Genomic DNA, 12,420 nt, shown 5'->3' on the forward strand with positions numbered 1-12,420 from the left:
GGGCGAAGAGCTAACGGCGACATGAAACATTGTCACCGCCGTTCGTCGAAAACCGGTCATAAAAACTCCAACAATAGCGATTAAAAAAGGCGCAGCTGATCGCCCTGGGGCGGTTCGAACAGGTCACGGCGCAACGGGATCTTCAACCGCGCCAAATCATGTTTGCGACAAGCGATGTCGAAGCGGGTCCTGATCAGGTCCGCCCACGGACCCTTGCCGCGCATTCGGGTGAAGAAATTGGGGTCATTGTCGCGGCCGTCCCTTAACGATTGGATTGTCGCCATCACCTTCGCCGCGCGATCGGGATAATGCTCGTCGAGCCAGGCGCGAAACAGCGGCGCGACCTCATGCGGCAATCGGATGGGCAGGAAGGTTGCACCGCGTGCTCCAGCCTCAGAGGCGGCGGCGACGATCGATTCCAGCTCGTGATCGGTGATTTGAGGGATCACCGGAGCAATGGAGGCAAACACCGGGACACCGGCGCCACTTAACGTCTTGATGGCTGCCAGGCGCTTGCGCGGAGCGGGCGCGCGAGGTTCCAGCGTCTTGTGGACCTTCGGGTCGAGTGAGGTCACCGAAATCGCTACGGCCGCCAAGCCAAGCCTTGCCGCGGGCTCGATGATGTCGAGGTCGCGCAGCACCCGGTCTGACTTGGTGGTGATGGTGAAAGGGTGCCTGGTTTCCAGCAGCAGTTCGAGGATCGAGCGAGTAATCCGCCAATGATCCTCGATCGGCTGGTAGGGATCGGTGTTCGTCCCCAGCGCGATCGGCGCCACTTCATATCCGGGCCGGGAAAGCGTTGCGTGCAGCAGCTTCTCGGCATCGGGCTTTGCGAACAGCCTGCTTTCGAAATCCACCCCAGGCGAAAGGTCGTGATAGGCGTGGGTCGGCCTCGCGAAACAATAGATGCAGCCATGCTCGCAGCCGCGATAGGGGTTGATCGAGCGGTCGAAGCCGATGTCCGGGGAGCGGTTTCGGGTTAAAATCGTCTTCGGCCGCTCGATCGTCACCGTCGTCCTGCGGGGGGCAATCCCGTCCAGGTCATCGACGCTGTCCAGCCAGTCGCCTTCCGCGACGCGCTCCTTCAGGTTGAAGCGCGTCGGTGTCGCATTGCGGGTTGCGCCCCGCGCCTTGATCGACTCGACCGGCATGGCGCGATCATGCGACCGCGCGCAGAACATATCAAGAACAAATCAACGCCGGCGTTGAGGAAAATCTGGCCATTTATGTTGGACCAGAGCCGTCAAGGTCGGCGTCTCTGCGCCCTCCAGCCCCTGGATCACCCACATGTTACGAAGGACCGACGGGACGTAGAAGCGGGTCTCCCAATAAGGGATGCTCTCGATCCACAGCAGCGGGTCGCCGCGGTCATAATAGGCCCAGCGCTCGACCGGGACGGGCCCGGCGTTGTAAGCGGCAATGACCTTGGGAAGCTGGCCGCGGGTAGCGGAACTGCCGCGGATCAGTTCGATGAAGGCCTGGCCATAATCGATATTGGTCAGCGGGTCCTTGAGGGCGGCGGCGCTGACGCTGGTGCCGCGGCTGCGGGCGGTATCTCCGGCGGTGCCGGGTCGTACCTGCATCAATCCAACGGCGCCGGCCGGGCTGACGGCGTCCGAGCGGAAATTGGATTCCTGGATGATGTGGGCATAGGCCAGCGCCGGATCTACCCTCCAGCCATTGTATGGCGTCCAGTTGGGTATGGGGTAACGATCGGCGGCATCGACCTGGGCACCAGGCTGGCCGAAGTGCGCCAGCCAGAATTGTGCGCCGGGAAGGCCAAGCTTGTCGGCGATGCGTATCAGCGATCGCTGGTCGGCGGGGCTACCAATCTTGGACTGATGACGGAGCAGCTCCTCGGCGCTGGAGCGCATGCCGATCGCGACAAATTCCGTCGCCCGTCGAATATTTGGCAAGGCTTCGACCCGGCTCAGGTCGCGCGGAGCGGCGGTCTTGGGCAGCCTTTTGTCCATTCCAAGCACTTCGCGCGCCATCAGCCCATAAAAGCTTTCCTGCGATCGCGCGGCGGCGCGAAGGAGCGGAGCGACCTCCTTCGGCCGCCGGCTGGCCTGCGCCGCCCTGGCGGTCCAATAATAGGCGGCGGCGTTGAACTCCGGTTCGCGGGCTCGAGACGCCGCCTCGCGGAAAGCGCCATAGGCCGCGTTCCAGTCGGCCATGCGCCAGGCGGCAAGCCCGGATATCCAGGCCGCCTGGGCTGCCCAATCGCCCGTGGCGCCAAGCCGGCCCTGGTCGGCGATGCGCCGGGCATCCGCATCGCGGCCACCGACGTAATAGATCCAGGCGACCCGGTTCGCGGCCTCGGCTCGCGCCTCATAGGACAGGTTGGGATAAGCTTGCAGGTAAAGCGCTTCGGCACCCGGGCCGTCGTCGACCTTGACGTATGGCTCGAAGGCTAGGCGCAGCTCGTCCGCTACCGGCTCGCCCTCTACCGGCCGGGTCTTGCCCCGGCGCGGAGCGCTGCCCAGCGAAACCGTGGGACGAGGCCAGTAAATTGCGGGCGGTTCGACTGCACCGCGAGCCACCAGCATCCGCTGCAGCTGTGCCGCCTGGGGCAATTCCGGCGCTTCCGTCACGACGGCAAGAAGCGGGCCCAATTCGACCTTCGGGGAACCTTTGGCGGTAAATAGTTCGGCCTTCGCATAAGGCTTGAGCGGGTCGTCCGGCAGCCCGTCGATCCCGAGCCTCGCGCCCTCCCAATCCCCTTGGCCAATGGCCGCGAACACTCCACGCCAGTCCTTCGGAATAACCTTGGGCGGGGGTGGCGGCGTCAAAGGCTGCAGGGGTTGGGTCGTGTTTGCTTGCGGCGCAGGCGCGGAGGGCTGTTCGGCCGTGGCCGACGGTTCAAGCGGGGCGAGAGGATCGGCGTCCTGTGCCAGGGCCGGACTGGCCAATGCGACGCTTGCACAGAAGATCAGGTTCAAACGCATCAATCATTCTCGCTCATCAACAGCAGGAGATCCCGCCAGGAGAGCGCCTTGTCAGATGGCCGCTGCAACAGCCAGCGCGGATGGAAGGTTGCAACCGTGCGGATTCCTTCGATCCGATGGACACGGCTTCGCGCCTTGGCCAACGGTTCGCCGAGCAGCGCGCGAGCGGGGGCGTCGCCAAAGAGGAGCAATCGTTCAGGCCTGGCCAAGCGGATATGGTCACGCGCGATGGCCGCACAGGGTTCCAATTCCCCGTTGAATCGCGCTCCCGGCGTATAAAAGCAGGTCAATGACGCGACATAGGCCGCGTCCGGTTCGATACCGATTGCCGCCAGCATGTTTTTGGCGAGGCCCCAGGCTTCGCCGCCGATTAGTTTTCCGTCGGCCGCATCCTCCCTGCCGGGAAGATCGGACATCAGCATCAATTTGGCGCCTTCGATCCCCTGGGGCGCAATTCGAATCGCACCTGGTCGATCCATCGGCAAGCCGATGCCTGTCGCCAGCCAGTCCTGGAAGGCGGCCAGGGTTCCGGCTTGCTCGGCCATTGCCACGGGATATGGCTGATCGAGCGGTGCAGCCGTCGGACTCCGGCGAAGCCAATCGCGCGGCGATTCGCCGACAGGCTCATCCACGCCCGCCTCAATCCACCAGCCGATCAGGCTGTCGGCCGCTTTGCGGTCAATCGCTTGCATTTCCCCACCCATCCGCCTTCTGTCATCCAAGGTTGACGGCGCGGTCAAGGAATTGGCAGGGCTGGCAAGGCCGAAAGACGGTGCAGCGCGACGAGAGGCGCAAACCGAACCGCGCGAGCGGGAGAGCGAGGAGAGCGAATGACCCAGCGCGAATCGATGGAATATGACGTCGTCATCGTCGGCGCGGGCGTCGCCGGGCTGGCTGCCGCGATCCGGTTGAAGCAGCGGGGCGAGGAGAAGGGCCGCGACATCTCGGTCTGCGTCCTTGAAAAGGGCAGCGAAGTTGGCGCGCACATCCTGTCAGGCGCGGTGATCGATCCGAAAGCGATCGACGAGCTGATCCCGGACTGGCGTGAAAAGGACAGTCCGCTCACCGTCCCGGTCACCGATAATCTTCACTGGGTGCTCAGCAAGAAGCGCAAGTGGGCCATTCCGCAATTCCTGGTGCCGCCCTTCATGCACAATGACGGGAAATATACGGCCAGCCTCGGCAATGTGACGCGCTGGCTGGCGGGGCAGGCAGAGGCGCTTGGAGTCGAAATATTCCCCGGATTCGCGGCCGCGGAGGTGCTGTTCAGCGACGATGGATCGGTCATGGGCGTCGCCACCGGCGATATGGGCGTGGCGCGCGACGGCACGCACAAGCCCGACTACCAGCCGGGAATGGAGCTTCATGCCCGCTATACTTTCTTTGCCGAAGGCGCCCGCGGTCACCTGACCAAGGAGCTGACCCGGATCTTCGATTTGAGGAAGGACAGTGGGCCACAGGTATTCGGTATTGGAATCAAGGAACTGTGGGACGTTCCTGCTGACAAACATCAACCAGGGCGAGTGATTCATACCCAAGGCTGGCCGCTGAACGACGCTTGGGGCGGGGGATTTCTCTATCATCAGGCCAATGGCCAGGTTGCGCTCGGTTTCGTCGTCGCGCTTGACTACAAGAACCCATACCTCTCGCCATTCGAGGAATTCCAGCGCTGGAAGACGCATCCGGCGATCCGCGCCGAGATCGAAGGCGGCAAGCGGGTCAGCTATGGCGCGCGGGCGATCAACGAAGGCGGATGGCAGGCCATTCCGACACTGGCATTCCCGGGCGGCGCGCTGATCGGCTGCGCCGCGGGCTTCGTCAATGTGCCGCGGATCAAGGGCAGCCACACTGCGATGAAATCGGGCATGCTTGCAGCCGAGGCGGCATTCGAGGCCGTTGCCGCCGACCGTCGCGGAGATATGCTGGATTCCTACGAACCCGCCGTCCGCTCAAGCTGGATCGCCGACGAACTCAAGATCGTCCGCAATGCCCAGCCCGCGGTGTCGCGCTGGGGTGGAACGGTTGGCACCGCATTTGCCGGGCTCGACATGTGGCTCAACTATCTGAAGCTCAGGACGCCGTGGACACTCAGGCACCATGCCGACCACACGCAGATTGGCCGCAAGGAACATTACCAGCCGATCGATTACCCCAAGCCCGACGGCAAGCTCACCTTCGATCGCCTCGGATCCGTGTTCATTTCGAACACCAATCATGAGGAGGATCAGCCGATCCACCTGACGCTCAAGGACGCCGAGGTGCCGATCAAGGTCAATCTCGCGCTCTACGACGCGCCGGAGCAACGCTATTGCCCGGCGGGCGTTTACGAGATTGTCGAAGAAGGCGGTTCACCGCGGCTTCAGATCAACGCGCAGAACTGCGTCCACTGCAAGACTTGTGATATCAAGGATCCGACCCAGAACATTAACTGGGTCGTTCCGGAAGGTGGCGGAGGACCGAATTATCCGAACATGTGATTGCCTTGCCGCCGTGATCGCATTTGCGCTTGCAAGCTCGGCGCAAGCGAACAGCAATTCCGCGCCGCTCGCGACCTATGTCGAAGCTCGAGCGGCGGAAATGAATGGCGACGAAGCGCGTTCGGCCCGCCTGTTCGCTGCCATGTCGGCCGCCGATCCCGGCGATCGGACCATCGCGCGGCGCGCTATCGCTACGGCGATCCAGTCGGGCCAGGCGGAATTGGCGATATCGCTCGCCAAGAAAATTCCTCCGGCGGAACTGCCGATCGACGCCCGGCTGATGCTCGCCGCCGATGCTCTTCGCAACGGCAAGGCCAAACAGGCGGTTGCCGATCTCGAAAAAGGCGCCACCTCGACTGAGGTCGAACTTTTCGCACCGTTGGTGAAGGCTTGGGAAAGGACGGCGCGTGGCAAGGACGACGGCGCAGCCTCGCTCGCCGCACTCCCGGATGGAAGCCCGCTCGTGTCGATTGCCGACGAACAGAGGGCCGCCATGCTGTTCACGCTGGGCAAGCCTGGCGATGCCTTGCCATTGGCCCAAAAGGTTTTGCTCCAAGGTGGCGGCCGTAACACTCGCCTCAGGCTTGCCTATGCCGATGCCCTGGTGCGGCTAAAACAGCCCGAACAAGCGCTTGCAATGCTCCAGGGCGACGATGAGGCACTGGCCGCTGCCCGGGCGCGACTGGCCGCCGGCCGGCCGCTTGACACGAAGATCGATACGCCGGCCGCGGGCTATGCCGAGATGCTCCTCGCCCTGGCGATCGACCTCGGCCGCGACGACAGTAAGGCGCTTCCGATCGCGCTGGCCCAGGTCGCGCGCCATGCCAATCCTGGCAATCACGAGGCAACGATCTTGCTTGGCCTGCTCCTCGATGATGACGGAAAGCCGGAAGATGCGCTGCGGTTGCTTGGCACCATGAAGCCTGACGACCTGCTGGCCGGCGAAGCGCTGGATATAGAAACTCGGATATTGGTTGATAAAGGCAATCTTGATGGGGCGCTGCTGCGCGCCCGTGCCGCAGTGGAATCACCCGGGGCCGGGCCGCAGGACTATGCCCGGCTGGCCAATGTCCTGGGCGATATGGACCGGCACGCGGAAGCAGCCGCTGCCTATCGCGATGCCATCACTCGGACGGAACGGGGATCCAACCCGACGCTCTGGACCTTGTACCTGCTCCGCGCTGCCAGCCTCGAGCAGGCCGACCGCTGGGCAGAGGCTAAGGCCGAGCTGGAAGTTGCGATGAAGCTGGAACCGGACAATCCGCTGCTTTTGAATTTCCTCGGCTACGGCAAGCTGGAGCGCGGCGAGGATCTGGACGCAGCTGAGGCGATGATCCGGAAGGCCAGCGCGCTTCGGCCCGACGACGCATCGATCACCGACTCGCTCGGCTGGGCGCTCTACAAACGAGGCCAACTGCCCGAAGCGATCGCAACGCTGAGCCGTGCCGCGGCGGGTGACCCGGGCCAGTCGGAGATTCATGAACATCTCGGCGACGCACTCTACACTTCGGGTCGGCGGATCGAAGCGCGCTTTTCGTGGCAGGCGGCGCTGATCAATGCGCAGGACAAGGCGAAGTCGCGGCTCGAGCGAAAGTTGGAAGCCGGGCTTACCCCCGCCAACGCCGCGCCCTGATGCAGCTTTCAGAGCCGGCCCCGGCCAAGCTCAACCTCTCCCTTCATGTGCGCGGCAAGTTGCCCGATGGGCGTCACGCGCTGGAGACGGTCTTTGCCTTCTGCACCGATGGCGATCGGCTGGAAGCGGAAGCTGCCAACCATATGGCCCTGGCGGTAGTCGGTCCCTTCGCCGATGCCCTGCAGGATCAGGACAATTTGGTCCTGCGTGCTGCCAAAGAGTTGCGGGTAGCAGCAGGCGTTGGGGCGGGGGCAAGCCTTATTCTCCATAAGGACCTGCCGATTGCCTCGGGAGTCGGTGGCGGATCAGCCGATGCCGCAGCGGCGCTCCGATTACTGACACGACTGTGGGGCATCGATCCGAAACATGCTTCGGCCGTGGCTCCGAAACTAGGCTCCGACGTGCCCGCCTGCCTGCTCAGCATGACGGCGCGGGGCGAGGGGGTGGGCGATGCGCTCCAACTGCTCGTTGATCCCACGATCGCCGGAACGCCCGTATTGCTGGTCAATCCGGGAACGGCGCTCTCGACACGCGATGTCTTTGCGAAGTGGGACGGAAACGACCGCGGTCCGCTCGGCGACTGGCGCGAAGGCCGCAACGACCTCGAAGGCGCGGCACGGATGTTGGTTCCGCAGATTGGCGAAGTCCTTGACTGGCTGGAGCAGCGGAATGACGCGAACTTCGTCCGAATGTCAGGCAGCGGCGCAACATGCTTCGCTTCGTTCGAGAATGAAGGCGCGCGCGATGACGCCGCAGCTGCCTGCCCTTCGAACTGGTGGCATTTGGCGTCTTTTCTGCGATAGGGCCGCCTGATGGCCCGCCCGATCCTCACCGCCGACCAGATGCGCGCTGCCGAAGCAGCCGCGATCCAGGCGGGTATTGCTGAGACGACCCTTATGGAACGGGCAGGGGCGGGGATGGCCCAGGCCATTCGCTTCTACGCTGGTCCGCGCGAAACGCTGATTCTGTGCGGACCCGGCAATAATGGCGGAGACGGCTATGTCGCCGCGCGCCACCTCGCGAAGCATGGCTATACCGTACGCGTTGCCGCGCTGGATGAGCCCCGGACCGAAGCATCTCGCTGGGCAAGAAGCCAATGGGATGGCCCGGTTGAGCGATTTGCCGAAGCTGCCGCGGCGCCGATCGTCGTCGACTGCCTGTTTGGAACCGGACTCAGCCGCGGATTGGAAGCCTCTGTTGCGGAACGGCTTTCCAGGCTCGTCGATGATGCACTTGTCGCTGTGGCCTGCGACTTGCCGAGCGGTGTTTCTACCGACGGCGGCGCATCACTTTCGCCGATCGCTTCTTATGACCTGACCGTTACTTTCGGCGCGCTGAAGCCCGCGCACCGGCTGATGCCTGCAATGGCGAAGATGGGCCGGGTCGTTCTGGCGAATATTGGAGTCGAGGCGGACGGAAAATGGTTTGAAATCGGCCGTCTGGAGATCCCCCCGCTCGACCCGCAGGGTCATAAGTATAGCCGAGGACTGGTCCATTGCCTGGCTGGGCAAATGCCGGGAGCAATTGCGCTTGCCGCGTCTGCGGCCGCAAGAAGCGGAGCCGGCTATGTTCGGGTTTCGACCTCGCTGCCAATCACCAACTTACCATCATCCGTTGTCCAGACCGGTGGCGCTGACCTCCAGGACGAGCGGATCGGGTGCATCCTTGTCGGGCCAGGCCTTGGCGACACACCGCAAGTCCTGACACTGGCGCTGACGGCGCCACGGCCGATCGTCATAGATGCCGACGCGATAGGATTGGTCGGCGATCCCGAACGCCTGCATGGCCACGACACCATCCTCACGCCCCATGAAGGGGAATTCATCAAACTGTTCGGCGATCTATCCGGCAGCAAGGCCGACCGCGCGCTGGAAGCGGCTCGGCGATCGCAATCGGTCATCGTTTACAAAGGGCCCGATACATTGGTCGCGTCGCCGGACGGTCGCCTCGGCTTCGCGCCGCCCGCTCCAGCCTGGCTCGCCAGTGCCGGAACTGGCGACGTGCTGGCCGGCATGATTGCAGCCATGCGAGCTCGCGGCCTCGATCCGTTCGAAGCGGCATGCGCCGCGGTATGGGTACATGGCCGCGCCGCGGAGGCTGCGGGGCCAGGGATGATCGCGGACGATCTGGTGGCTGCAATCCCAAGCGCCCTTTCATGAATGAGACTATCGTTCGCATCGCCGCGCGCGGAGATGGGGTCACCGCAAGCGGCCGGCACATCCAGTTCGCAGTTCCGGGCGACCTTCTTCTGGACGACGGCACCATTCGGCAGGGCCCGGGCCATCAGGTGCCGCCATGCCGCCATTTTCCCGAATGCGGCGGTTGCCAGCTCCAGCACCTCACCGACGCCGCCTATTCTGACTATTGCATTTCGCGGGTGGAGGGCGCGCTTGCCCAGCACGGCTTGGAAACGGAAATACGAGCGCCGCACCTGTCGCCGCCCCGGACCCGCCGCCGGGCAACCCTTCGGGCGTTGACGGCCGGGGGGCGAGTGTTGATCGGCTTCAACCAGGCCGGCAGCAACAAGATCGTCGACATGATGGAGTGCCATATCCTCCATCCGCGCCTGTTCGCACTGTTGGCCCCCTTGCGAAGGCTGCTCCCTTCGATCCTTTTGCCGAAGCGTACCGCCGAGGTACAGCTAGCCTTGGCTGACCAAGGGCCGGATGTCCTGCTCAAAGGAGTGACCGTTTCCGGCCTCGAAGCCGTCGAAGCGCTGACGGCTTTCAGCGAGGGCCAGTCCCTGGCGCGGTTGGCGATCGACGAAGGCTTCGGCTCAGAACCGCGTTTCGAGCCGCAACCGGTGACGGTCACTCTCGGCGGAGTGCCGGTGGCGCTGCCGGTTGGCGCATTCCTGCAGGCCACGGAGGATGGCGAGGCCGCGCTGGTCGCCGCGGTCCGGGAGGCGATCGCCGGGGCAGAGCGCATTGCCGACCTGTTTGCCGGCCTTGGGACTTTTGCATTCTCGCTGGAGGGTCATGTCACCGCCGCGGAAGCTTCGCGGGATGCGGTGCTGGCAATTAAGACCGTAACGGGCAGGGCTGGCAAAACCATCCAGGCCGAGCATCGCGACCTTTATCGCCGCCCATTGGACAGCAAGGAACTGACGGCATTCGATGCGGTTGTGCTCGACCCACCCCGTGCCGGCGCGGTGGAACAGGTGCGCGAACTCGCGAATTCCGCCGCTCCGCGCATCGCCTATGTCAGCTGCAACCCTGCGACATTTGCTCGCGATGCGGAGATACTGGCATCAGGCGGCTACCGGCTGCGTTGGGTGCGACCGGTCGGGCAGTTCCGATGGTCGACCCATGTCGAGCTGGCAGCCGCTTTCAGCCGCTGATCACCAACCCAAGCAGTCGTGCGCCACCCGCGCCGCCGCATGAACGGTGAGGCCGAGCAAGCAGAATGTGGCCAGCCCGAAAACCAGCAAGCGATAGCGGACCACGTTGACCGTGCATTGAATCAGGCTGTGGATGACGCGAAGCCCGACATAGCCCCAGGCTAGCCAAATGTTGACCGGCTGATCCATGCCCATCAGCGCAAGCGTAATCACGATTGCATAGTAAATCGTCGGCTGTTCCATGAGGTGGTTGTAATTGTGCGACTTCCATTGCGCCTCGTTCGGAGCCTTGCCGTCCATATCGACGCCGCGCGCACCAGCGGGCACCTTACCCAGCGAGACTCCCATTTTCTTGAAGGCCGCAAAGCGGGCCACGACCATCCAGACCATGATGACCAAGGTCCAGGCGACCAGCGCCACGACCGGCGCAAGCAACGGGCTATAATTCACTATTTCCCTCCCCCTATTTGGAAAGGAGGAAGCCTGCGTCAGAAAGCGGGACTACTCAAGCCGTAACAAATGCCGGCCGCATCGTCGAAGTTGCTGAGCCGGCTGCCGTCGGCAGACCGTCTATTTTCTGGCTTCGTTGAACAGCATCAGGCTGAGGCCAGCTCCAACAACCAGGGCGAAAAATGTACCGACCTGGCCAATTTCCACGCCCCCAATCGAAATCGGGAAGCCGACCAGCAGTCGATAAAGCGCGCCCAATGCAACCAGAAGGAAAATGATAGCGGCTGCCGATAGAACAAGCTTGCGGGTTGCCATGTGCGTCTCCCCATTTGGAACTCGCCACATTTTGACCCGCAGCGGTTGGCGCGCAATCAGTAGAAACCAGCAGACAGAAAATGAGAAAGCCTCCTCGCGGTTCTTTTCGCGAGGAGGCTAATTCACTCAGGCTTTCCCCGAGAAATGCTTCTAGTCGAACAGCCGGGCGAAGCGGCGCTTGTCGCGGCTGCGCCAGTGGCCGCGGTGGTAGGCGTCGCTGGCCAGCAGCGGCAGCACCGAGGTCGCCTCGGCATAGACCATCTGCTCGAGCGCAGTCGAAACCTTGCCCCAGCTGGCCGCTTCCTGGAGGGTCGATGACGAACAGGCCCCGTCGCGAACGTCGGCGACGGTGATTTGCACTGCATATTTGTGCACCTCGACATCCTCATGGCCGAGGATCTCGGCGCACACGACCGTGTCCTGCGCGAAGTTCTTGGGGACGCCGCCGCCGATCATCAGCAGGCCGGTGGTGCCCGCCTTGATCTTGATGTCGGTCAGTTCCCTGAAATCGGCGATCGAGTCGAGCGTCATGTAATGGCCGCCGCGCTTCATTGCATCGACCTGATGCTTGACGAGGCCGAAGCCGGCCGAGGAGTCGGTGAAGGCCGGGCAGAAGATCGGCACGTCATGCTCATAGGCTAGCTTGACCAGGCTGTTGTCCTTCTTGCCGTTGCCGTTCGCCAGCCATTTGCCCATCTCCCGAATGAAGGCGCGGCTCGAATAGGGGCGGGGCTCCAGGCTGTCGGCAATCTTGCCGATCGTATAGTCGCAATCCTGCAGCGCGATTTCGTCGATGTAGGTATCGTAGATGCGGTCGATGTAGAGCGAGCGCAGCGTGTCGTCGTCGGGGATCTCTAGCGCCTGGTAATGCTTGTGCCCAAGTGCTTCGAAGAAATCCATGTCGACGATGGTCGCGCCGGTGGCGACGATGGCGTCGACCATGTTGTTGCGCACCAACTCGGCATAAAGATCCATGCAGCCGCCGGCCGAGGTCGAGCCGGCAATCACCAGGATGACCGAACAGCCAGGGTCCGACAGCATCTGGTTGTAGATGCCCGCGGCGCGCGCGAGGTCGCGGCTGGTGAAGCTCATCTTGCCCATCGCCTCGACCAGCGGGCGGGCGTCGAATGAGGTGATGTCGATATGCTCGACTTCGCTCGACAGCAATTCCGCCTTGCGCTTGTCATTGATCAGGCTCTCGTCCTGGACCTTGTTCAGCGTGTCGGTAGTCATTTGATCAATACCTTGTCATTCCCG

Annotated in this window: 11 protein-coding genes; 5 read left to right on the top strand and 6 right to left on the bottom strand. The window is 63.3% G+C overall.

What is annotated here, in order from left to right:
* Window positions 1–80 precede the first annotated feature (80 nt).
* The 3 genes from LVY65_RS03675 to LVY65_RS03685 are packed head-to-tail and all read right to left on the bottom strand — an operon-like array spanning window position 81 to window position 3,640.
* Window positions 81–1,151: a PA0069 family radical SAM protein gene (locus LVY65_RS03675; RefSeq protein ID WP_235066649.1), complete on the bottom strand. Its 1,071-nt coding sequence runs from the start codon at window positions 1,149–1,151 to the stop codon at window positions 81–83.
* Between the two features lie 42 nt (window positions 1,152–1,193).
* Window positions 1,194–2,948 carry a lytic transglycosylase domain-containing protein gene (locus tag LVY65_RS03680; RefSeq protein WP_235066650.1) on the bottom strand — a complete coding sequence of 585 codons (1,755 nt, stop codon included), beginning with the start codon at window positions 2,946–2,948 and terminating at the stop codon, window positions 1,194–1,196.
* Complete coding sequence (locus LVY65_RS03685; protein WP_235066651.1) at window positions 2,948–3,640, bottom strand: uracil-DNA glycosylase family protein; 693 nt, start codon at window positions 3,638–3,640, stop codon at window positions 2,948–2,950. Before LVY65_RS03685 ends, LVY65_RS03680 begins: the two co-directional genes overlap by 1 nt.
* Before the next feature lie 138 nt (window positions 3,641–3,778).
* Here LVY65_RS03685 and LVY65_RS03690 point away from each other — a divergent pair, with 138 nt between their 5' ends.
* The 5 genes from LVY65_RS03690 to LVY65_RS03710 are packed head-to-tail and all read left to right on the top strand — an operon-like array spanning window position 3,779 to window position 10,398.
* The gene (locus LVY65_RS03690) at window positions 3,779–5,425 is read left to right on the top strand and encodes an electron transfer flavoprotein-ubiquinone oxidoreductase (protein ID WP_235066652.1); all 1,647 of its coding nucleotides are present in this window, start codon (window positions 3,779–3,781) and stop codon (window positions 5,423–5,425) included.
* Between the two features lie 13 nt (window positions 5,426–5,438).
* The gene (locus LVY65_RS13305; protein WP_235066653.1) at window positions 5,439–7,058 is read left to right on the top strand and encodes a tetratricopeptide repeat protein; all 1,620 of its coding nucleotides are present in this window, start codon (window positions 5,439–5,441) and stop codon (window positions 7,056–7,058) included.
* On the top strand, window positions 7,055–7,861 hold the full coding sequence (locus tag LVY65_RS03700) for a 4-(cytidine 5'-diphospho)-2-C-methyl-D-erythritol kinase (protein ID WP_408021976.1): 807 nt from the start codon (window positions 7,055–7,057) through the stop codon (window positions 7,859–7,861). The genes LVY65_RS13305 and LVY65_RS03700 overlap by 4 nt, the downstream gene beginning before the upstream one ends.
* A gap of 9 nt (window positions 7,862–7,870) precedes the next feature.
* Window positions 7,871–9,217, top strand: coding sequence for an NAD(P)H-hydrate dehydratase (locus LVY65_RS03705; RefSeq protein WP_235066655.1), 1,347 nt, complete (start codon window positions 7,871–7,873; stop codon window positions 9,215–9,217).
* Window positions 9,214–10,398 (top strand): class I SAM-dependent RNA methyltransferase, encoded by a 1,185-nt coding sequence (locus tag LVY65_RS03710; protein ID WP_235066656.1) that lies wholly within the window; start codon window positions 9,214–9,216, stop codon window positions 10,396–10,398. The genes LVY65_RS03705 and LVY65_RS03710 overlap by 4 nt, the downstream gene beginning before the upstream one ends.
* Here LVY65_RS03710 and LVY65_RS03715 read toward each other — a convergent pair whose 3' ends face one another.
* The 3 genes from LVY65_RS03715 to LVY65_RS03725 all read right to left on the bottom strand — a co-directional run bounded on the left by LVY65_RS03715 (window position 10,399) and on the right by LVY65_RS03725 (window position 12,396).
* On the bottom strand, window positions 10,399–10,848 hold the full coding sequence (locus LVY65_RS03715; RefSeq protein ID WP_235066657.1) for an MAPEG family protein: 450 nt from the start codon (window positions 10,846–10,848) through the stop codon (window positions 10,399–10,401).
* A gap of 120 nt (window positions 10,849–10,968) precedes the next feature.
* Window positions 10,969–11,163, bottom strand: coding sequence for a hypothetical protein (locus tag LVY65_RS03720; RefSeq protein WP_235066658.1), 195 nt, complete (start codon window positions 11,161–11,163; stop codon window positions 10,969–10,971).
* A gap of 150 nt (window positions 11,164–11,313) precedes the next feature.
* A complete protein-coding gene (locus LVY65_RS03725; protein ID WP_235066659.1) occupies window positions 11,314–12,396 on the bottom strand; it encodes a 1,9-bis(guanidino)-5-aza-nonane synthase in 1,083 nt (360 codons plus the stop codon).
* Between the last annotated feature and the right edge of the window lie 24 nt (window positions 12,397–12,420).

It is taken from the genome of Sphingomonas cremea (assembly GCF_021502585.1).
Classification (GTDB): Bacteria; Pseudomonadota; Alphaproteobacteria; order Sphingomonadales; family Sphingomonadaceae; genus Sphingomicrobium; species Sphingomicrobium cremea.

What these genes read in the sequence shown, in the direction of transcription:
- LVY65_RS03690 (WP_235066652.1), top strand. Translation starts at nt 3,779, where the DNA reads ATGACCCAGCGCGAATCGATGGAATATGACGTCGTCATCGTCGGCGCG.
- LVY65_RS03680 (WP_235066650.1), bottom strand. Translation starts at nt 2,948, where the DNA reads ATGCGTTTGAACCTGATCTTCTGTGCAAGCGTCGCATTGGCCAGTCCG.
- LVY65_RS03720 (WP_235066658.1), bottom strand. Translation starts at nt 11,163, where the DNA reads ATGGCAACCCGCAAGCTTGTTCTATCGGCAGCCGCTATCATTTTCCTT.
- LVY65_RS03710 (WP_235066656.1), top strand. Translation starts at nt 9,214, where the DNA reads ATGAATGAGACTATCGTTCGCATCGCCGCGCGCGGAGATGGGGTCACC.
- LVY65_RS03685 (WP_235066651.1), bottom strand. Translation starts at nt 3,640, where the DNA reads ATGCAAGCGATTGACCGCAAAGCGGCCGACAGCCTGATCGGCTGGTGG.
- LVY65_RS03725 (WP_235066659.1), bottom strand. Translation starts at nt 12,396, where the DNA reads ATGACTACCGACACGCTGAACAAGGTCCAGGACGAGAGCCTGATCAAT.
- LVY65_RS03675 (WP_235066649.1), bottom strand. Translation starts at nt 1,151, where the DNA reads ATGCCGGTCGAGTCGATCAAGGCGCGGGGCGCAACCCGCAATGCGACA.
- LVY65_RS03705 (WP_235066655.1), top strand. Translation starts at nt 7,871, where the DNA reads ATGGCCCGCCCGATCCTCACCGCCGACCAGATGCGCGCTGCCGAAGCA.